At 72.2% G+C, this 18,627-nt stretch carries 20 protein-coding genes; 13 read left to right on the forward strand and 7 right to left on the reverse strand.

What is annotated here, in order from left to right:
* Positions 1-215: 215 nt before the first annotated feature.
* The 5 genes from ACSP97_RS13680 (at position 216) to rbsD (ending at position 6,114) form a co-directional block, all read left to right on the forward strand.
* The gene (locus tag ACSP97_RS13680; protein WP_355144936.1) at positions 216-1,289 is read left to right on the forward strand and encodes a LacI family DNA-binding transcriptional regulator; all 1,074 of its coding nucleotides are present in this window, start codon (positions 216-218) and stop codon (positions 1,287-1,289) included.
* A complete protein-coding gene (locus tag ACSP97_RS13685) occupies positions 1,286-2,806 on the forward strand; it encodes a sugar ABC transporter ATP-binding protein (RefSeq protein WP_391870093.1) in 1,521 nt (506 codons plus the stop codon). Before ACSP97_RS13680 ends, ACSP97_RS13685 begins: the two co-directional genes overlap by 4 nt.
* The gene (locus tag ACSP97_RS13690) at positions 2,796-4,745 is read left to right on the forward strand and encodes an ABC transporter permease/substrate-binding protein (RefSeq protein WP_355324734.1); all 1,950 of its coding nucleotides are present in this window, start codon (positions 2,796-2,798) and stop codon (positions 4,743-4,745) included. Before ACSP97_RS13685 ends, ACSP97_RS13690 begins: the two co-directional genes overlap by 11 nt.
* A gap of 89 nt (positions 4,746-4,834) precedes the next feature.
* The gene (locus ACSP97_RS13695) at positions 4,835-5,737 is read left to right on the forward strand and encodes a ribokinase (protein ID WP_382012457.1); all 903 of its coding nucleotides are present in this window, start codon (positions 4,835-4,837) and stop codon (positions 5,735-5,737) included.
* Complete coding sequence (gene rbsD, locus ACSP97_RS13700) at positions 5,734-6,114, forward strand: D-ribose pyranase (RefSeq protein WP_355144944.1); 381 nt, start codon at positions 5,734-5,736, stop codon at positions 6,112-6,114. The genes ACSP97_RS13695 and rbsD overlap by 4 nt, the downstream gene beginning before the upstream one ends.
* Positions 6,115-6,194: 80 nt before the next feature.
* Here rbsD and ACSP97_RS13705 read toward each other — a convergent pair whose 3' ends face one another.
* Positions 6,195-6,527 (reverse strand): hypothetical protein, encoded by a 333-nt coding sequence (locus ACSP97_RS13705; RefSeq protein WP_388289216.1) that lies wholly within the window; start codon positions 6,525-6,527, stop codon positions 6,195-6,197.
* On the reverse strand, positions 6,524-6,736 hold the full coding sequence (locus ACSP97_RS13710; RefSeq protein WP_440557708.1) for a hypothetical protein: 213 nt from the start codon (positions 6,734-6,736) through the stop codon (positions 6,524-6,526). Before ACSP97_RS13710 ends, ACSP97_RS13705 begins: the two co-directional genes overlap by 4 nt.
* A 128-nt stretch (positions 6,737-6,864) precedes the next feature.
* On the opposite strand from ACSP97_RS13710, the gene ACSP97_RS13715 reads away from it, so the two are divergent.
* Genes ACSP97_RS13715 through ACSP97_RS13725 form a run of 3 tightly spaced genes read left to right on the forward strand, consistent with a single transcriptional unit; the run spans position 6,865 to position 8,142 of the window.
* Complete coding sequence (locus ACSP97_RS13715; RefSeq protein WP_440557710.1) at positions 6,865-7,689, forward strand: helix-turn-helix domain-containing protein; 825 nt, start codon at positions 6,865-6,867, stop codon at positions 7,687-7,689.
* Complete coding sequence (locus ACSP97_RS13720; RefSeq protein ID WP_440557712.1) at positions 7,676-7,903, forward strand: DUF397 domain-containing protein; 228 nt, start codon at positions 7,676-7,678, stop codon at positions 7,901-7,903. Before ACSP97_RS13715 ends, ACSP97_RS13720 begins: the two co-directional genes overlap by 14 nt.
* Positions 7,904-7,920: 17 nt before the next feature.
* Complete coding sequence (locus tag ACSP97_RS13725; RefSeq protein WP_440557714.1) at positions 7,921-8,142, forward strand: DUF397 domain-containing protein; 222 nt, start codon at positions 7,921-7,923, stop codon at positions 8,140-8,142.
* 18 nt (positions 8,143-8,160) lie between these two features.
* On the opposite strand, the gene ACSP97_RS13730 is transcribed toward ACSP97_RS13725, so the two are convergent.
* On the reverse strand, positions 8,161-9,024 hold the full coding sequence (locus tag ACSP97_RS13730; RefSeq protein ID WP_440557716.1) for a helix-turn-helix domain-containing protein: 864 nt from the start codon (positions 9,022-9,024) through the stop codon (positions 8,161-8,163).
* Positions 9,025-9,192: 168 nt separating this feature from the next.
* On the opposite strand from ACSP97_RS13730, the gene ACSP97_RS13735 reads away from it, so the two are divergent.
* From ACSP97_RS13735 to ACSP97_RS13745, 3 genes are all read left to right on the forward strand, one after another.
* Entirely contained in the window at positions 9,193-9,783 is a 591-nt protein-coding gene (locus ACSP97_RS13735; RefSeq protein ID WP_358295739.1) for a non-oxidative hydroxyarylic acid decarboxylases subunit B, read from the forward strand.
* A gap of 76 nt (positions 9,784-9,859) precedes the next feature.
* Positions 9,860-11,290, forward strand: coding sequence for a non-oxidative hydroxyarylic acid decarboxylases subunit C (locus ACSP97_RS13740; RefSeq protein WP_355144958.1), 1,431 nt, complete (start codon positions 9,860-9,862; stop codon positions 11,288-11,290).
* A gap of 47 nt (positions 11,291-11,337) precedes the next feature.
* Complete coding sequence (locus tag ACSP97_RS13745; protein ID WP_059263127.1) at positions 11,338-11,571, forward strand: non-oxidative hydroxyarylic acid decarboxylases subunit D; 234 nt, start codon at positions 11,338-11,340, stop codon at positions 11,569-11,571.
* A gap of 20 nt (positions 11,572-11,591) precedes the next feature.
* On the opposite strand, the gene ACSP97_RS13750 is transcribed toward ACSP97_RS13745, so the two are convergent.
* Genes ACSP97_RS13750 through ACSP97_RS13760 form a run of 3 tightly spaced genes read right to left on the reverse strand, consistent with a single transcriptional unit; the run spans position 11,592 to position 14,739 of the window.
* Positions 11,592-12,425 (reverse strand): sugar phosphate isomerase/epimerase family protein, encoded by an 834-nt coding sequence (locus ACSP97_RS13750; RefSeq protein WP_355324760.1) that lies wholly within the window; start codon positions 12,423-12,425, stop codon positions 11,592-11,594.
* Positions 12,422-13,588, reverse strand: coding sequence for a dihydrodipicolinate synthase family protein (locus ACSP97_RS13755; protein ID WP_440557719.1), 1,167 nt, complete (start codon positions 13,586-13,588; stop codon positions 12,422-12,424). Before ACSP97_RS13755 ends, ACSP97_RS13750 begins: the two co-directional genes overlap by 4 nt.
* A complete protein-coding gene (locus tag ACSP97_RS13760; RefSeq protein WP_355324765.1) occupies positions 13,585-14,739 on the reverse strand; it encodes a Gfo/Idh/MocA family protein in 1,155 nt (384 codons plus the stop codon). Before ACSP97_RS13760 ends, ACSP97_RS13755 begins: the two co-directional genes overlap by 4 nt.
* 233 nt (positions 14,740-14,972) lie before the next feature.
* Between ACSP97_RS13760 and ACSP97_RS13765 the strand changes: the two genes are divergently transcribed.
* Positions 14,973-16,019, forward strand: coding sequence for a LacI family DNA-binding transcriptional regulator (locus ACSP97_RS13765; protein ID WP_364724194.1), 1,047 nt, complete (start codon positions 14,973-14,975; stop codon positions 16,017-16,019).
* 205 nt (positions 16,020-16,224) lie between these two features.
* On the opposite strand, the gene ACSP97_RS13770 is transcribed toward ACSP97_RS13765, so the two are convergent.
* A complete protein-coding gene (locus ACSP97_RS13770; protein ID WP_355144968.1) occupies positions 16,225-17,640 on the reverse strand; it encodes an alkaline phosphatase family protein in 1,416 nt (471 codons plus the stop codon).
* A gap of 174 nt (positions 17,641-17,814) precedes the next feature.
* Here ACSP97_RS13770 and ACSP97_RS13775 point away from each other — a divergent pair, with 174 nt between their 5' ends.
* Positions 17,815-18,603, forward strand: a complete 789-nt coding sequence (locus tag ACSP97_RS13775; protein ID WP_440557721.1) for a sugar phosphate isomerase/epimerase family protein — start codon at positions 17,815-17,817, stop codon at positions 18,601-18,603.
* The last annotated feature ends 24 nt before the right edge of the window (positions 18,604-18,627 follow it).

Below are 18,627 nucleotides of genomic sequence, written 5' to 3' on the forward strand. Positions count from 1 at the left end.
CACCGTATGCCGGATCCTGCCCACGGCATGACCGCTCCGCCGCGCCGCCCGCCCGCCCCGGCCGTGACGAGCCATCATTTTCCCGCCAGGTCACGATTGCGTTTCGGCCAACCCACACCCTCTTGTCACTGCCTGTGTAATCGATTCCAATCGTTTCTCGCGTCTCGATGTAATCGATTCCAAGCGTCACGAGTTCACAAGGAGGTGGGCCGGAGGTGGCGAGCATCAAGGATGTCGCCGCCGCGGCGGGCGTGTCCGTCGCGACGGTCTCGCGTGTGCTGAACGCGCATCCGTCGGTCAGTGCGGACGCCCGCGGCCGCGTGCTGGCCGCCGTCGAGGCGCTCGGGTACCGGCCGAACGCCGTCGCCCGTTCGCTGCGCACCGACCAGACGCACACCCTCGGCCTCGTCATCAGCGACGTGCTGAACCCGTACTTCACCGAGCTGGCCCGCTCCGTGGAGGAAGAGGCCCGGGCGCTCGGGTACAGCGTGATCATCGGCAACGCCGACGAGCGGCCCGACCTCCAGGACCACCACGTGCGCAATCTGCTGGACCGGCGGATCGACGGGCTGCTGGTGTCCCCCACCGACGGCGGCTCGCCGCTGATGCTGGACGCGGCGCGGGCCGGCACCCCCATGGTCTTCGTGGACCGCTGGATCCCCGGCGTCGACGTCCCCGTCGTACGCGCCGACGGACGGGCCGCCGTGCGGGACCTCGTGGCGCACCTGTACCGGCTGGGCCACCGCCGGGTCGCGATCATCGCGGGACCGGCGGCGACCACGACCGGCAGCGAGCGGGTCGAGGCGTTCCGGGCCGCGCTGGCCGAGTACGGGCTGTCCCTTCCCGACGTCCACACCGGCCAGGGCGACTTCCAGGCGGCCAGCGGGCGCCGGGTCACCGAGGGGTTCCTCGACCTGCCCGAGCCGCCGGACGCCGTCTTCGCGGCCGACAACCTGATGGCGCTCGGCGCCCTCGACGCCGTCCGCGCCCGCGGGCTGCGGGTGCCGGACGACATCGCGCTCGCCGCGTTCGACGACATCCCGTGGTTCGTGCACACCGATCCTCCGGTCACCGCGATCGCCCAGCCCACGGGCGAGCTGGGCCGGGCCGCCGTACGGGCCCTGGTGGACCGGATCGAGGGGCGGACCGCCGCGTCCGTCACCCTCGCCGCCCGGCTCGTCGTCCGCCGCTCCTGCGGTGAGACCGCCGAACCGGCCGGCCCCCGGCCGGTTCCGGCCCCCGCTTTCCCCACCCCGCCCCTCCCCCCAGTGCAAAGGAGCACGCCGTGAGCAACCCGGACGAGTTGCTGCGCATCGAGGGCATACGCAAGACCTTTCCCGGCGTGGTCGCGCTCGACGGTGTCGACTTCGACCTGCGCCGTGGCGAGGTGCATGTGCTGCTCGGTGAGAACGGCGCCGGCAAGAGCACGCTCATCAAGATGCTCTCCGGTGCCTATACGCCCGACTCGGGGCGGATCCTCGTGGGCGGTGAGGAGGTGCGCATCCATGGTGCGCAGGACTCCGAGCGGCTCGGGATCGCCACCATCTACCAGGAGTTCAACCTCGTCCCGGACCTGACGGTCGCCGAGAACATCTTCCTCGGCCGCCAGCCGCGCCGGTTCGGGATGATCGACCGTGGGCGCATGGAGGCCGACGCCGCCGAGCTGCTCGAACGGGTCGGCGTGCAGGTCTCGCCGCGTACCCGGGTGCGCGAACTCGGCATCGCCCGGCTCCAGATGGTGGAGATCGCCAAGGCGCTGAGCCTGGACGCGCGAGTCCTGATCATGGACGAGCCGACCGCCGTGCTGACCTCGGAGGAGGTCGAGAAGCTGTTCGCCATCGTGCGGCAGCTGCGCGCGGACGGGGTGGGCATCGTGTTCATCACCCACCACCTCGACGAGATCGCCGCCCTCGGCGACCGCGTCACCGTCATCCGGGACGGGAGGAGCGTCGGGCAGGTGCCCGCCACCACCCCCGAGGACGAGCTGGTGCGGCTCATGGTCGGGCGCTCCATCGAGCAGCAGTACCCGCGCCGACGCCCCGAGAAGGGCGCCGCGTTGCTCAGCGTCGAGGGGCTCACCCGCGACGGTGTCTTCCACGACGTGAGTTTCGAGGTGCACGCCGGCGAGGTCGTCGGCATCGCCGGGCTCGTGGGCGCCGGGCGGACCGAGGTCGTGCGGGCCGTGTTTGGCGCGGACCCGTACGACGACGGCACCGTGAGGGTCGGCGGCAACGCGCTGCGGCGCTTCGACGTGAACGCCGCGATGGCGGCCGGGATCGGGCTCGTGCCCGAGGACCGCAAGGGGCAGGGGCTCGTGCTCGACGCCTCCGTCGAGGAGAACCTGGGTCTGGTGACCATGCGCTCGGCGTCCCGGGCGGGGCTGGTCGACCGCAAGGCGCAGCACGCGGCGGCCGAGCGGATCGCCGGGCAGCTCGGCGTGCGGATGGCCGGGCTCGGCCAGCACGTGCGCACGCTGTCCGGCGGCAACCAGCAGAAGGTCGTCATCGGCAAGTGGCTGCTGGCCGACACCAAGGTGCTGATCCTCGACGAGCCGACGCGCGGTATCGACGTCGGCGCCAAGGTCGAGATCTACCAGCTGATCAACGAGCTGACCGCGGCCGGCGCCGCCGTGCTGATGATCTCCAGCGACCTGCCCGAGGTGCTCGGCATGAGCGACCGGGTGCTGGTGATGGCCCAGGGCCGGATCGCCGGAGAACTCGCGGCCGACGAGGCCACCCAGGACGCCGTGATGGCGCTCGCCGTTTCCACCCCCACCGCTGAGAAGGAGGCCACCCGTGGCCGCTGACACGCTCAAGAGCACGACGGGCGCGAGTGGCGCCCCGGGCGGCCTGCGCCGGCTGCTGCTCGACAACGGCGCGCTGACCGCGCTGATCGTCCTGGTCATCGCCCTGTCGGCGCTGTCCGGCGACTTCCTGACGACGGACAACCTGCTGAACATCGGCGTCCAGGCGGCCGTGACCGCCATCCTGGCCTTCGGTGTGACGTTCGTGATCGTCGCGGCGGGCATCGACCTGTCCGTGGGCTCGGTGGCCGCGCTGTCGGCGACCGTGCTGGCCTGGAGCGCCACCCAGCACGGGGTGCCGGTCGCGCTGGCCGTCGTCCTGGCGGTCGCCACGGGTGTGGCGGCCGGTCTGGTGAACGGCTTCCTGATCGCCTACGGCAAGCTGCCGCCGTTCATCGCGACGCTGGCGATGCTGTCGGTGGGCCGCGGTCTGGCGCTGGTGATCTCCGGCGGTGTGCCGATCCCGTTCCCGGACTCGGTCTCGCACCTCGGTGACACCCTCGGCGACTGGCTGCCGGTGCCGGTGCTGGTCATGATCGTGATGGGGCTGCTGGCCGCGTTCGTGCTCGGCCGCACCTACATCGGCCGCTCGATGTACGCGATCGGCGGCAACGAGGAGGCCGCGCGCCTGTCGGGCCTGCGGGTGAAGAAGCAGAAGCTCGCGATCTACGCGCTGTCCGGTGTGTTCGCGGCCGTGGCCGGCATCGTGCTGGCCTCCCGGCTGTCCTCCGCGCAGCCGCAGGCCGCCGACGGTTACGAGCTGGACGCGATCGCCGCGGTCGTGATCGGCGGTGCCTCGCTCGCGGGCGGCACCGGCAAGGCGTCGGGCACCCTGGTCGGCGCGCTGATCCTCGCGGTGCTGCGCAACGGCCTCAACCTGCTCAACGTCTCGGCGTTCTGGCAGCAGGTCGTGATCGGTGTGGTCATCGCGCTGGCGGTGCTGCTCGACACGGTGCGCCGCAAGGCGGGCGCCACGCCGGTGACCACCGGTGGCGGCGGCAACAAGGGCAAGCAGGCGGCGACGTACGGGCTCGCGGCCGTGGTGACGGTGGCGATCGTCGGCGCGACCTCCTTCCTGCACAACGGCTCCTCGGCGTCGGACAAGCCGAAGATGGGTCTGTCGCTGTCCACCCTCAACAACCCGTTCTTCGTGCAGATCCGCTCCGGTGCGCAGGCCGAGGCGAAGAAGCTGGGCGTGGACCTGACGGTGACCGACGCGCAGAACGACGCCTCGCAGCAGGCCAACCAGCTCCAGAACTTCACCAGTTCGCACCTGGGCGCGATCATCGTCAACCCGGTGGACTCGGATGCGGCGAGCAACTCGGTCAAGGCCGCCGACAAGGCGAACATCCCGGTCATCGCGGTCGACCGCGGCGTCAACAAGGCGACCGTGAACGCCCTGGTGGCCTCGGACAACATCGCCGGTGGCGAGCAGGCGGCCAAGACGATCGCCGAGAAGCTGGGCGGCAAGGGCAAGATCGTGATCCTCCAGGGTCAGGCGGGCACCTCGGCGGCGCGGGAGCGCGCGCAGGGCTTCGCCAACGGCCTCAAGGCCTACCCGGGCATCAAGGTGGTGGCGCAGCAGCCGGCCGACTTCGACCGCACCAAGGGCCTCGACGTGATGTCCAACCTGCTCCAGGCCCACCCGGACGTGCAGGGCGTGATCGCCGCCAACGACGAGATGGCGCTCGGCGCGATCAAGGCCCTGGGTTCCAAGGCCGGTACGTCGGTGCCGGTGGTCGGCTTCGACGGCACCCCCGACGGCCTGAAGGCGGTCAAGGCGGGCACGCTCTACGCCTCCGTCGCCCAGCAGCCGACCCAGCTCGGCCGGATCGCCGTGGACAACGCGCTCAAGGCGACCCAGGGCAAGAAGGTGGAGCAGATGGTGAAGGTGCCGGTGAAGGTGGTCACGAAGGACAACGTGGCCGGCTTCAGCGGCTGACGGAAGAAGACGCGGAAGACTCGGGCGGGCGGTCGTACACCACAGGTGGCGGCCGTCCGCCCCGGTTCCTCTCTCATGGGAGTCAAGTGATGTACGACTACGACCTGTTGGTCGTGGGCTCGGCCAACGCCGACCTGGTGATCGGTGTCGAACGGCGGCCGGGTGCCGGGGAGACGGTGCTCGGCGGGGACCTGTCCGTGCACCCCGGCGGCAAGGGCGCCAACCAGGCGGTGGCCGCCGCCCGGCTCGGGGCCCGTACGGCCCTGCTGGCCCGGGTCGGCGACGACGGCCACGGCCGGCTGCTGCTCGACTCCCTGCGCTCGGCCGGGGTGGACCCGGCGGGCGTACTGGCCGGCGGGGCGCCGACCGGCGTCGCGCTGATCACCGTCGACCCGTCCGGGGACAACAGCATCGTGGTCTCGCCGGGTGCCAACGCCCGCCTCACCCCCGCGGACGTGCGGGCGGCCGAGGGCCTGCTGCGCGCCTCCCGCGTGGTCTCCGCCCAGCTGGAGATCCCGCTGGAGACGGTCGAGGAGGTGGTGCGCGCCCTGCCGTCCGGCACCCGGTTCGTGCTGAACCCGTCCCCGCCGCGCCCGCTGCCCGCCGAGGTGCTGGCCGCCTGCGACCCGCTGATCGTCAACGAGCACGAGGCGCGGGTGCTGCTGGGCGGGGCCGGGGCGGGCGAGGAGCCCGAGGACTGGGCGCGGGGGCTGCTGGCCCTGGGCCCGCGCTCGGTGGTGGTGACGCTCGGCGCCGAGGGCGCGCTGGTGCACGACGGCTCGGGCGCGACCCGGGTGGCGTCGGTGAAGGTCGACGCGGTGGACACCACGGGCGCGGGCGACGCGTTCACGGCCGCGCTGGCGTGGCGGCTGGGCACGAGCGCGAGCCTCGCGGAGGCGGCCGGGTACGCGGCGCGCGTCGGCGCGGCGGCCGTGACGAAGCCGGGGGCGCAGGAGTCGTACCCGACGGCCGAGGAGGTCCGGGCGCTGTGAAGAAGTCGGGCATCCTCAATCGTCATCTGGCCGGTGCGCTGGCCGAGTTGGGGCACACCGACGGGGTGCTGGTGTGCGACGCGGGCATGCCGATCCCGGACGGTCCGCGCGTGGTGGACCTCGCCTTCCGGGCCGGGGTGCCGTCCTTCGCGGAGGTCCTGGACGGACTGCTGGACGAGCTGGTGGTCGAGGGGGCGACGGCGGCGCGGGAGCTGCGCGGGGCCCATCGGGAGCTGCTGGAGCGGCGGCTGCCCGGCCTGGCCTACGTGCCCCACGAGCGGCTCAAGGAGCTGTCGGCGGGGGCCCGGCTGATCGTCCGCACCGGGGAGGCCAGCCCGTACGCCAATGTGCTGCTGCGCTGCGGGGTGTTCTTCTAGAACCCGGAACCCTCAGGGCCCCGGCCCGGGCGTACCGGGCCTTCACGGCGCGCAGTGGTCGCGGGCCCCCGCCGGGCCCTTCACCCGGTGGTCGGAGCCGCGTCGGACTTCTTGGCATTCTCCGGCACGGGTTCCGGGACGTTCCTCAGCCGGGCGCCCCTGCTGTCCGCGATCCGCTTGACCTCCTTCAGCGACTCGACGAGGCGGTGGACCAGGTAGTGGAGTTCCTCACCGGTCAGTTTCCGCCCCGGCCCGGCGAGGAGTTCGGCGGTGTGCTCCAACAAGCCGTCCGCCATGCCGAGTTGCACGCGCTCGACCTGGTCGGCGACCCGGGAGACGTACCCGGTGCCGTCGCCGACGAGGTAGCAGGGCTTCCCCTCCGAACCGGTCCAGGGAAGCAGACGTTCGTTCACGCGTAGGTCTCCACGAGGTCGAGGTAGGGGCGGACGAGAGGACTGTCCTCGCCGCGGAGGGGGGCTTGGCCCTGCCGGTACGCCATGGGACCGCCGACGTACGGGCACGAGTACGACGGGTACAGCGGCCCGCGGCGCCGGCGGCGCCCACGGGCGGGCAGGAGGAGCCTCAGCAAGGGCTCGACCAGCCGGGCGAGAAGTCGTGTCATGCCGACCTGCCTTTTCTTCTGCGATGACTGCGGTGTGTGGCGAATCAGTCACAGAGTGGGGTGGCGGTGGCTAGGCTTGCCAGGGGTGCCGAGTTGACATCCCACTTGTCATGCAAGGGAGTTGGTCGATGGGCGGACACCACAGGTCTCGAACACCGCGTGAGGAGTTCGGGGAGGAGATTCGGTCACAGCGCAGGGCAGCCGGACTCACCCAGGCGGAACTGGCTCACCATGTTGTGTGCTCGCCCACTCTGATCAGTCACTACGAGGCGGGCAGGCGGTTGCCGAGTGACGACGACGTGCAACGGATCGATCAGGCACTGAACACGGACGGCTTCTTCACGCGTTGGCTGAAGGAACTGACCTCCACGTGGGCAAGCTATTTTGCCGCCATGGCCGAACTTGAGCGCAAGGCAACGCAGATCCAGCAGTTCGCGCTCTCGCTCGTTCCCGGCATGCTCCAAACCCCCGACTACGCACGTGCCGTATTCAAGGGATACAGATCCCACTGCGCAGCCGAGGAACTTGACAGGTCAGTTGCCCTCCGAACAGGGCGTGCCCAGATCTTGGAGAGCCCAACGCAGCCTGTTGTGTGGACGCTGCTCGACGAGGGGGTGCTGCGACGCCGCGTAGGTGGCCACCGCGTCATGGCCGAACAGCTCCACAAGATCGCGGACATGGCCGAGGCGGGGCGCCTTCGGTTCCACGTGCTGCCGCACAGCGCCGGGGCTCACGCTCTCGCCCAGAGCATGCTCACGCTCCTGAGCTTCGAGAACACTGCCCCTGTGGCCTACGTTGAAGGTTTCATCAGCGGCAACTTGATGAAGAACCCTGCCCTGGTGGCACAGTGCCGGACGGCTTACGACCTTGCACTGAGCGAGGCGCTGTCCCGGGAAGACTCGCTCGCTTTCGTCAGAGCGGTAGCAGAGGAATACGCACATGCTGAGCAATGAACACACTGTCTCCTACGCATCCACCCTCACCGGATGGTACAAGTCCAGCCACAGCGGCGGCGGTCAAAGCGACTGCCTGGAAGTAGCTCGCGGCCACACCACCGTCCCCGTCCGCGACAGCAAAGCGGGCCCCGGCGGCCCAGCGCTCCTCTTCTCCCTGAGCGGCTGGACCTCCTTCGTCGGCGCGATCAAAGACGGACACGTCAAGGGCTGACAGCGGAAGGACACGCCATGCCGAGCAATGACCACACCCTCTCCAACGCACCCATCCTCACTGGCTGGTTCAAGTCCAGCCACAGCGGCGGGGGTCAGGGAGACTGCCTCGAAGTTGCCTCCGGCCACACCACCGTCCCCGTCCGCGACAGCAAGAACGCCGACGGCCCGGCGCTGCTCTTCTCCCCCGGTGGCTGGGCCTCCTTCGTCGGTGCCGTGAAGGGCGGGCGCCTCGCCTGACCCGTGTGACGGGCCGCCTCACACCCCGGCGGCCTGCTGGCGGAACGCCGCCGGGGTGGTTCCCGTGCGTTGGCGGAAGAACTTGGTGAAGTCGCTGGGGTCGGTGAAGCCCAGCCGGGCGGCGATAGCGGTGGCGGGCAGCCCGCTGTGGGCCAGTTCCCGTTTGGCCTCCAGCACCACCCGCTCGTCGATGTACCGCTTCGCCGACATCCCGGTGGCCGCCGTCGTGGCCCGGGTGAGCGTGCGCGGACTGTAGCCGAGGGCCGCCGCGTAGTCCTCCACCCGGCGCGTGACCGCGAAGTCCCGCTCGACGGCCGCGTGGAAACGCCGGAACGCCTGGTTGGAGACCGGCGCGTCCGGGGCCGCGCCCCGCGCCTTGGCCAGCCGCAGCAGCAGTACCGCCAGCAGATGCCGCAGCGCCTGCACATGGGACTCCAGCGGCAGCTGGGCCATCGCGTCGTACTCGTACCGCAGGTGGTCGAGCGCCCGGCGCAGACCTTCCGCGTCCGTGCCCGCCGGGCGCACGGGCCCCGGCGCGTACGGCGGGCGCGCGAAGGCCGCCGCGACCGTGGTCGCGTCCGGGAAGCCCGCCGGGAAGGCGACCACCACTCCGTCGGAGACCGGCAGGTCCCGCCCCCAGCGCTGCACCTGCCCGGGCCGGATCCACAGCCAGGAACCCGCGTCGAGGGTGTGCGTGGTGAAGTCCACGGACACCGTGAGGCTCCCGGAGCGCACCGCGACCAGCTGGTGGAAGGCGGGGCGCAGCGGCGCGTACGGGTCGTTGCCATGGTTGCGGGCACGCCGGTCCAGCTCGGCGAGGTTGACCAGTTCGAGGCCCGGCGGGGAGCCGGCGGTGCGGCGGAACTCCAGGTCCCGGATCACCGGCCGAGGTTCCGGCTGCCCGGAAGGCTGTCCGTTTCTTCCCATGGCTAGTCCCGAGCCTACCTCCGACGGCCTCCCGACCGCTCCTAGCGTGGAGACGTCGGTGCAGGTCACAGGTGTGCACGGCGATGTGCACGAGCCGTGCGGAAAAGGTGAGGGAGCCCGCGTATGAGACTGGTCGTAGGGATGACCGGGGCCACCGGGGCCGTCCTCGGCGTGCGGCTCCTGGAGAACCTCGCGGAGCTTCCCGAGGTGGAGACCCATCTCGTGCTCAGCCGGTGGGCCCGCACCACGATCGAGCTGGAGACCGGCCGGACGGCCCGCGAGGTCGCCGAGCTGGCGGACGTCGTGCACAACCCCGACGACCAGGGCGCGACGATCTCCTCGGGGTCCTTCAGGACCGACGGCATGGTGATCGTCCCCTGCTCCATGAAGACCCTCGCCGGGATCCGCGCCGGTTACGCGGACGGCCTGGTCGGCCGCGCGGCGGACGTCGTCCTCAAGGAGCGCCGCAAACTCGTCCTCGTCCCCCGCGAGACCCCGCTGAGCGAGATCCACCTGGAGAACATGCTCGCGCTGGCCCGCATGGGTGTGCAGATGGTGCCGCCGATGCCCGCCTTCTACAACCACCCGGCGTCCGTCGACGACATCGTGGACCACATCGTCGCCCGCGTCCTCGACCAGTTCGAACTGCCCGCCCCCGCCGCCAAGCGGTGGGAGGGCATGCGTGCCGCGCGGGACCTCAGGTCCGCCTCCTGACGCCCGCCCCGCGGCGCCCCCCTCCCCCGCAACCCCGTGTCCGGACCCGTCGTCCGGACGTCCCCGAAGGAGTCCCATGCCCTACGACGACCTGCGCGGTTTCCTCGGCACGCTGGAGAAGGAAGGCCAGCTGCTGCGCATCGGCGAGGAAGTCCTCCCGGAACCGGACCTCGCCGCGGCCGCCAACGCCACCGGCCGCATCGGCGAGGGCGCGCCCGCCCTCTGGTTCGACAACGTCAAGGGCTTCACCGACGCCCGTATCGCCCTGAACGTGCACGGCTCCTGGGCCAACCACGCGCTCGCCCTCGGCCTGCCCAAGCACACCCCGGTCAAGGAGCAGGTGGAAGAGTTCGCCCGCCGCTGGGACGCCTTCCCCGTCGCCCCCGAGCGCCGCGAGGACGCCCCCTGGCGGGAGAACACCCAGGAGGGCGAGGGCGTCGACCTCTTCTCGATCCTCCCGCTGTTCCGCCTCAACGACGGCGACGGCGGCTTCTACCTGGACAAGGCCGCCGTGGTCTCCCGCGACCCGGAGGACCCCGAGAACTTCGGCAAGCAGAACGTCGGCACCTACCGCCTGGAGGTCATCGGCCGGAACCGGCTGGCCATCCAGCCGGTGCCGGTGCACGACGTCGCCATCCACCTGCGCAAGGCGGAGGAGAAGGGCGAGGACCTGCCGATCGCCATCACCCTCGGCAACGACCCGGTGATGACGATCGTCGCCGGGATGCCGATGGCGTACGACCAGAGCGAGTACGAGATGGCCGGCGCCCTGCGCGGCGCCCCCGCCCCCATCGCCACCGCCCCGCTCACCGGCTTCGACGTGCCCTGGGGCTCCGAGGTCGTCATCGAGGGCGTCATCGAGAGCCGCGAGCGCCAGATCGAGGGTCCCTTCGGCGAGTTCACCGGCCACTACTCGGGCGGTCGCCGGATGCCCGTCATCCGCATCGACCGCGTCTCGTACCGCACGAACCCGGTCTTCGAGTCGCTGTACCTGGGCATGCCCTGGACCGAGGTCGACTACCTCGTCGGGCCCAACACCTGCGTCCCGCTGCTCAAGCAGCTGCGTGCCGAGTTCCCCGAGGTCCAGGCCGTCAACGCGATGTACACGCACGGCCTGCTGGTCATCATCTCCACGAAGAAGCGGTACGGCGGCTTCGCCAAGGCGGTGGCCATGCGCGCCATGACCACCCCGCACGGCCTCGGCTACGTCGCCACCGTCATCGTCGTCGACGAGGACGTGGACCCGTTCAACCTGCCGCAGGTCATGTGGGCGATGTCCTCGAAGGTCAACCCGTCCGGCGACGTCGTGATCGTGCCCAACCTGTCGGTGCTGGAGCTCGCGCCGGCCGCCCAGCCCGCCGGCATCACCAGCAAGATGATCATCGACGCCACCACCCCCGTCAGCCCCGACAACCGCGGCAGCTTCGCCACCCCCGCCAAGGACCTGCCGGAGACCCGCGAGTGGGCCGCCAAGCTGCAGCGGCTCATGGCCGAGGCCCGCGACTGACCGGCCGCAGCCGATCCCGCCGTCACCGCGAAGAAGGAGAACCCGCCATGACCATCTGCCCCCGCTGCGCCTTCGAGACCATCGAGAAGCTGTACTCCTCGCCCGTGCCCGGCGTCTGGGACGTGCTCCAGTGCGGGCGCTGCCTCTACACCTGGCGGACCAGCGAGCCCGCCCGCCGCACGCAGCGCGACGCCTACCCCGAGCAGTTCCGGCTGACTCCCGAGGCCATCGCCAACGCCCCGGAGGTCCCGGCGGTGCCGCCGCTGCGCACCTCCGCCTGAAGCCCCGGCCGGGCCGGCGGTCATCCGCCGGCGTGCTCCAGGAACAGCTCCGCCGTCTCCTTCAGCACCTCCCGTCCGTCCCGGGCCCACAGGTCCTCGTTGAAGATCTCCACCTCGACAGGGCCGGTGTAGCCCGCCGCCGCCACCCGGCCGCACCACGCGCGCAGGTCGATCGACCCGTCGCCGAGCCGGCCCCGGCCGTTGAGGACGCCCGCGGGCAACGGGGTGGTCCAGTCGGCGAGCTGAAAGGTGTGGATGCGGCCCCCGGCGCCCGCGCGGGCGATCTGCGCGGGCGCCTGGTCGTCCCACCAGACGTGGTACGTGTCGACGGCCACCCCGACCTGGTGCGCGGGGAAGCGTTCGGCCAGGTCCAGGGCCTGCGCGAGGGTGGAGACCACACAGCGGTCGGCGGCGAACATCGGGTGCAGGGGCTCCACGGCGAGGCGGACGCCGTGCTCCTCGGCGTAGGGGGCCAGCTCGGCCAGCGCGTCGGCGACGCGTTCGCGGGCCGCCCCCAGGTCCTTGCCGCCGGGCGGGAGGCCGCCGGAGACCAGCACCAGGGTGTCGGTGCCGAGCGCCGCCGCCTCCCGCACCGCCAGGCGGTTGTCGGCGAGGGCGGCCGCGCGTTCGGCGGGGGCGGTCGCGGTGAGGAAGCCGCCCCGGCACAGGGTGGTCACCTCCAGCCCCGCCGAGCGGACCAGCGCGGCGGTCTCCCGCAGGCCGTACGCCTGGACCGGCTCGCGCCACAGCCCCACCTTGCCGATGCCGGACTCGGCGCAGGCCGCGACCAGTTCGGGCAGGGACAGCTGCCGCACCGTCATCTGGTTGATGGAGAAGCGGTCGAGACCGGTCACGAGGTCACTCCGTACAGGGCGAGAAGGGTCTTCATGCGGTCCTCGGCGAGCGCCGGGTCCGGGAACAGGCCCAGGGAGTCGGCCAGTTCGTAGGCGCGGGCGAGGTGCGGGAGGGAACGGGCGGACTGGAGGCCGCCGACCATCGTGAAGTGCGACTGGTGGCCCGCGAGCCAGGCGAGCAGGACCACGCCCGTCTTGTAGAAGCGGGTCGGGCGCTGGAACAGATGACGGGCCAACTCGACGGTCGGATCGAGCAGTTCGCGGAAGCCGGCCGCGTCACCGGTGTCCAGGGCCCGTACCGCCCGGGCCGCCGACGGTCCGAGCGGGTCGAAGACGCCGAGCAGGGCGTGGCTGAAGCCCTGGTCGTCGCCCTCGATCAGCTCCGGGTAGTGGAAGTCGTCGCCGGTGTAGCAGCGCACGCCCCGGGGCAGACGGCGGCGCAGCTCGATCTCGCGGCGGGCGTCCAGCAGGGAGATCTTGATGCCGTCGACCTTGCCGGGGTGGGCGGCGACGACATCGAGGAGCACTTCGGTGGCGGCGTCCAGGTCGGTGGTGCCCCAGTAGTCCTTCAGGGCCGGGTCGAACATCGGGCCGAGCCAGTGCAGGATGACTGGTTCGGCGCACTGGCGCAGCAGATGACCGTAGACCTCCAGGTAGTCCTCGGGTCCGCGGGCGGTGGCGGCCAGCGCGCGGGAGGCCATCAGGATCGCCTGGGCGCCCGCCTCCTCGGCCACGGCGAGCTGTTCCTCGTAGGCGGCGCGGATCCCGGCGAGACCGCCGGCGATCCGGTCGGCGCCGGTGAGCTGGTCGGTGCCGACGCCGCAGGCGATGCGCCCGCCGACCGCCTTCGCCTCGGCGGCGCTGCGCCGGATCAGCTCGGCGGCGCCCGCCCAGTCCAGCCCCATGCCGCGCTGGGCGGTGTCCATCGCCTCGGCGACCCCGAGACCGTGGGACCACAGATGGCGGCGGAAGGCGAGGGTGGCGTCCCAGTCGACGGCGGCCGGCGAGTCGGGCGAGACGTCCGCGTACGGGTCGGCGACGACATGCGCCGCCGCGAAGACCGTACGGGAGGTGAAGGGGGCGCCGGGCGCGGCGGGGAGGGGTTCGGCGCGCGGCTCGTACTGGCGCAGCGTGCCGTCGGCGGCGGGGAGGCGGATGGTCACAGGGCGATCTCCGGAACGGTGAGGCGGCGGCCCTCGGCGGCGGACTTGAGGCCCAGTTCGGCGAGTTGGACACCGCGGGCGCCGGCCAGCAGGTCCCAGCGGTAGGGGGCGTCGGCGTAGACGTGCCTGAGGAACAGCTCCCACTGGGCCTTGAAGCCGTTGTCGAACTCCCCGTTGTCCGGCACCCGCTGCCACTGGTCGCGGAAGCGCTCGGTGGCGGGGAGGTCGGGGTTCCAGACCGGCTTGGGGGTGGCGGAGCGGTGCTGGACGCGGCAGTCGCGCAGCCCCGCGACGGCCGAGCCCTCCGTGCCGTCGACCTGGAACTCCACCAGTTCGTCGCGGTGGACGCGGACCGCCCAGGAGGAGTTGATCTGCGCGACCGCACCGCCGTCCAGCTCGAAGATGCCGTAGGCGGCGTCGTCGGCGGTGGCGGTGTAGGGCTTGCCGTGCTCGTCCCAGCGCCGCGGCACGTGGGTCGCGGTCAGCGCCTGGACGGAGGTGACGCGGCCGAACAGCTCGTGCAGCACGTACTCCCAATGCGGGAACATGTCGACGACGATGCCGCCGCCGTCCTCGGCGCGGTAGTTCCAGGAGGGACGCTGGGCCTGCTGCCAGTCGCCCTCGAAGACCCAGTAGCCGAACTCGCCGCGCACGGACAGGATCCTCCCGAAGAAGCCCCCGTCGACCAGCCGCTTCAGCTTCAGCAGGCCCGGCAGGAAGAGCTTGTCCTGGACGACGCCGTGCCGTACGCCCTTCTCCCGGGCCAGGCGGGCGAGTGCGAGGGCGCCGTCGAGGCCGGTGGCGGTGGGCTTCTCGGTGTAGACGTGCTTCCCGGCGGCGATCGCCTTCCTGATCGCCTCCTCGCGGGCGGCGGTGACCTGGGAGTCGAAGTAGATGTCGACATCCGGGTCGGCGAGCACCGCGTCCAGGTCGGTGGAGACGTGCTCCAGGCCGTGCCGCTCGGCGATCTCCCTCAGGGCGTGCTCGCGGCGGCCGAGCAGGACCGGCTCGGGCCACAGCACGGTGCCGTCGCCGAGGTCGAGGCCGCCCTGGTCGCGCAGGGCGAGGATCGACCGGAGCAGGTGCTGGCGGTAGCCCATGCGCCCGGTCACGCCGTTCATGGCGATGCGCACCGTCGTCGTGCGTGTCACGTCGGTCCCCTCCAAGGGCCTCTTTTGTGCCGCTGTGTGCCGTGTCGCCTGCGAGACAAACGCCATAGCAAGCGCTTTCTGGCGGGGAGGAAGCTAGCCTCAGGACGGCGGTCGGCACAAGACCGCGGCCGGGCGGCGGGCCTGGTCCCCATCGCGGCGGGCACCCGGCACGGGCCGCTGACCTGGCCGTTCACAAGGCCGTACGACGAACTGCGCGACCGGAGGACGACGAGATGACGGTGACCCTGGCGGACGTGGCGGCGCACGCCCAGGTCTCCCCCGCGACGGTGTCGCGCGTGCTGAACGGCAACTACCCGGTGGCCGCGGCGACGCGGGAGCGGGTGCTGCGGGCGGTGGACGAGCTGGACTACGTCGTCAACGGTCCGGCCAGCGCGCTCGCCGCCGCCACGTCCGATCTGGCCGGCATCCTCGTCAACGACATCGCCGACCCCTTCTTCGGGATCATGGCGAGCGCGATCCAGGCGGAGATCGGCGGCAGCGGGGGCCGGGCGGGCTGCGAACGGCTCGCGGTCGTCTGCAACACGGGCGGCTCGCCGGAGCAGGAGCTGAAGTACCTGACGCTGCTCCAGCGGCAGCGGGCGGCGGCCGTGGTGCTGACCGGCGGGGCGGTGACCGACGCGCCGCACGCGGCGGCGGTCGCGGCGAAGCTGCGCAAGCTGACGGACGGCGGGACGCGGGTGGTGCTGTGCGGGCGGCCGCCGGTGGCCGGCACCGGGGCCGTCACGCTCACCTTCGACAACCTCGGCGGGGCGCGTGCCGTCACCGACCACCTGGTCGCCCTCGGCCACCGGCGCATCGGCTGCATCGCCGGACCCGCCGAGCGCACCACCACCCGGCACCGGCTCGAAGGGCACCGGCTCGCGCTGGCCGCGGCGGGCATCGAGGAGGACGCCCGCTGGACGGTGCACGGGCGGTTCGACCGCCGGTCGGGGTACGAGGGGGCGCTGGAACTGCTGCGGCGCGATCCCTCGCTGACGGCGCTCGTCGCCGCGAACGACTCCGTCGCGCTGGGGGCGTGCGCCGCACTGCGGGACGCCGGGCTGCGCATCCCCGACGACGTCTCGGTCACCGGGTTCGACGACCTGCCGTGCAGCATCGACGCCGTGCCCGCCCTGACGACGGTGCGGCTGCCCCTGGCCGAGGCGGGCGCCCGGGCGGGCCGCCTCGCCATGGGCCGCGAGGACGCGCCCGGCGACGGAACCGCCTCGGTGCGGGGGGAGTTGATGGTGCGGGGGTCGACGGGGGCGCCGCGGGAGTGAGGCGCGGGGGCGGTCCGGCGGGCGGGCGCACACGAGGGCCCTCGGCCGGCTGACGGGGCGAGGTCCGCACATGAGTGCCGTCGGACCCCGGCCGGCCACCACCGCACACCGGAAGCCTCCGGCGCCCCCCGGCGGACGGATCCGCACTCCCCGCGCCCCGCCGCCCGGGCACTTTCCGGGCGGCGGGGCCGGTGGTGTCGTACGGCTACACCTGCGGTCGCCGTCCCGGTTCCTGGTGGGGGAAGGTCTGGTCGCCGCCGGGCAGGCGGGGCTTGGGCAGGGTGGCCACCTCCTGTTGCGCCTGCCGGAGTCGGGCCGCCGTGCCGCCGGGCAGGGAGGGCGGGCTCGTGCGGGCCTGGGAGAAGCGGAAGGCGCTGGTGAAGTCGCCGAAGGTGGCACGCCGCCAGGCGCTGATGTTGGGTTCCCCGACGCCGGTGAAGCGCTCCAGGAGGCGCAGGGCCGAGGTGTGGTCGAAGGCCTCCGTGGCGACCCAGCCGCCCACCGTCCACGGCGAGACGATGATCGCGGGCACCCGGAAGCCGGCGCCGATCGGGAGCCCGCCGATGAACTCGCCCTTCGTCCCGGCGCGCGGGGTGGGCGGCGGGACGTGGTCGAAGAAGCCGTCGTTCTCGTCGTAGCTGAGGATGAAGGCCGTCTTGCGCCACACCTTCGGGTTCGCGGCGATGGCCTCGATCTTCGACGCCACGAAGTCCGCGCCGGCGGCGGGCAGGTAGTCCGGGTGCTCGGACTGGTGGCCGGGCGGCACGATCCAGCTCACCGCGGGCAGCCGGTCGGCGCGGGCGTCGTCCTCGAAGGTGCCCGCGGGCTGCGGGCGCACGCCGCGCTCGTGCAGGGCGGAGCCGGGCTTGGCGTTCCGGAACGCGGCGAACCGCTCCAGCAGGTTGCAGCCGTAGTCGTCGTCCTGGTGGTAGACCTTCCAGCTGACCTTGGCCGCCTGGAGGCGTTCGGCGTACGTCGTCCAGCGGTAGGGCGCCGGGGCCGCGTTGGTGGTGACCGGGCCGCCGTGGGTGCCGGCCGGGTCGACCGTACCGGTCATCCACATCAGGCGGTTGGGCCAGGTGGGGCCGAGGACCGAGCAGAAGTGGTTGTCGCAGATGGTGAAGGTCTCGGCGAGCGCGAACTGGAACGGGATGTCCTCGCGCGTGTAGTAGCCCATGACGTAGGGGGCCTTGGCGCCGTCGGCCTTGCGGTGGGCCGACAGCCACCGGTCCATCCGGCCGCCGTTCCAGACCTGGTGCTGCACCGTCCAGGCGTGGCTGGTCGACGGGATGGCCTGGGCGCTGGAGGCGCGGGTGTCGAGGTGGAAGGGCAGCAGGTAGCCCTTGGGGTTGGCGGTGTCCGGCTGGTGGAAGACGCTGCGCCCGCCGCGCAGCTTGAGCGCCTTCGGGTCGGCGAAGCCGCGCACGCCGGAGAGCGTGCCGAAGTAGTGGTCGAAGGACCGGTTCTCCTGCATCAGCAGGACGACGTGCTCGATGTCGCGCAGGGAGCCCTTGCGGGGCGGTCCGGCGGCGACGGCCTTCTGGACGCTCGGCGGGAGCAGGCTGATGGCCGCCGCACCGGCGCCCGAGCCCAGGAGTCTGCGTCGAGTCAACTCTGCCATGTATCACCCTTCTTGCGGGTCTTTGCGGACCGGACAGCAGACGCTTCCTACCCGGGCTGATCGGATGACAGTGGTCGATGACGAAAAAGCGGCAATACGTGGGCTCTTCTTGGAGAAGTCGTGACATTGCGGCACGGCGGCGGGGCGGGCGGCGGCCGGGTATGGTCGGTGGGCATGAAGCTTGCGTTCTCCACTCTCGGTGTCCCCGGTACGGCCCTTCCCGAGGTGCTGGCGCTCGCGTCCGCGCACGGCTTCCAGGGCGTGGAGCTGCGGGCGCATCCCGAGGAGGCGGTGCACACCGGGCTGACCCCCGCCGAACGGGCCGACGCCGCGGCGCTGTTGCGCGGCTCCGGTGTCGAACCGCTGGCGCTCGCCGGGTACGTGCGGATCGCCGCCCCCGGCGACGACGCACCCGTACTGGCCGAAATGCGCGAACTGCTGCGGCTCGCGCACGACCTCGAAGCGCCGTTCGTGCGGGTGTTCCCCGGCGGGGAGTCCGAGGACGCCGACGCCATCGCCGCCCGGCGACTGGGCACCGCCGCCGAGGACGCCTCCGCGCTCGGCGTGCGGATCCTGCTGGAGACCCACGACTCGCACCGCACCGGGGCCGACGCGATCCGGGTGCTCGGGCCGGTGGGGCACGGCCGGGTGGGGGCGCTGTGGGATGTGATGCACACCTGGCTGGGCGGCGAGCAGCCCGCGCAGACCTATGCCGCGCTCGCCCCCTGCCTGGGCTATGTGCAGGTCAAGGACATCGCGTCGGCCGAGGACACCACCCCGCTGCCGCTGGGCGCGGGGGTGCTGCCGCTCGCCGAGCTCGTGGCCGTGCTGCGCCGGGGCGGCTGGGACGGCTGGCTGTGCTGGGAGTACGAGAAGCGGTGGCACGAGCACGCCGCCCCGCTGCCCGACCTGCTCACCGCGGGCCACGACCACCTGGTGCGGCTGCTCGACGGGACGGCGTGACCCGGCCGGGTCCTGCCGAACCCT

Source organism: Streptomyces sp. SCPE 10, assembly GCF_051980735.1.
Taxonomy (GTDB): domain Bacteria; phylum Actinomycetota; class Actinomycetes; order Streptomycetales; family Streptomycetaceae; genus Streptomyces; species Streptomyces misionensis.

Excerpts from the sequence above, each read along its gene's own strand:
- ACSP97_RS13695 (WP_382012457.1), top strand. The coding sequence starts at position 4,835 with ATGTACGACTACGACCTGTTGGTCGTGGGCTCGGCCAACGCCGACCTG.
- ACSP97_RS13710 (WP_440557708.1), bottom strand. The coding sequence starts at position 6,736 with ATGACACGACTTCTCGCCCGGCTGGTCGAGCCCTTGCTGAGGCTCCTC.
- ACSP97_RS13715 (WP_440557710.1), top strand. The coding sequence starts at position 6,865 with ATGGGCGGACACCACAGGTCTCGAACACCGCGTGAGGAGTTCGGGGAG.
- ACSP97_RS13720 (WP_440557712.1), top strand. The coding sequence starts at position 7,676 with ATGCTGAGCAATGAACACACTGTCTCCTACGCATCCACCCTCACCGGA.
- ACSP97_RS13725 (WP_440557714.1), top strand. The coding sequence starts at position 7,921 with ATGCCGAGCAATGACCACACCCTCTCCAACGCACCCATCCTCACTGGC.
- ACSP97_RS13735 (WP_358295739.1), top strand. The coding sequence starts at position 9,193 with ATGAGACTGGTCGTAGGGATGACCGGGGCCACCGGGGCCGTCCTCGGC.
- ACSP97_RS13740 (WP_355144958.1), top strand. The coding sequence starts at position 9,860 with ATGCCCTACGACGACCTGCGCGGTTTCCTCGGCACGCTGGAGAAGGAA.
- ACSP97_RS13745 (WP_059263127.1), top strand. The coding sequence starts at position 11,338 with ATGACCATCTGCCCCCGCTGCGCCTTCGAGACCATCGAGAAGCTGTAC.
- ACSP97_RS13765 (WP_364724194.1), top strand. The coding sequence starts at position 14,973 with ATGACGGTGACCCTGGCGGACGTGGCGGCGCACGCCCAGGTCTCCCCC.
- ACSP97_RS13770 (WP_355144968.1), bottom strand. The coding sequence starts at position 17,640 with ATGGCAGAGTTGACTCGACGCAGACTCCTGGGCTCGGGCGCCGGTGCG.
- ACSP97_RS13775 (WP_440557721.1), top strand. The coding sequence starts at position 17,815 with ATGAAGCTTGCGTTCTCCACTCTCGGTGTCCCCGGTACGGCCCTTCCC.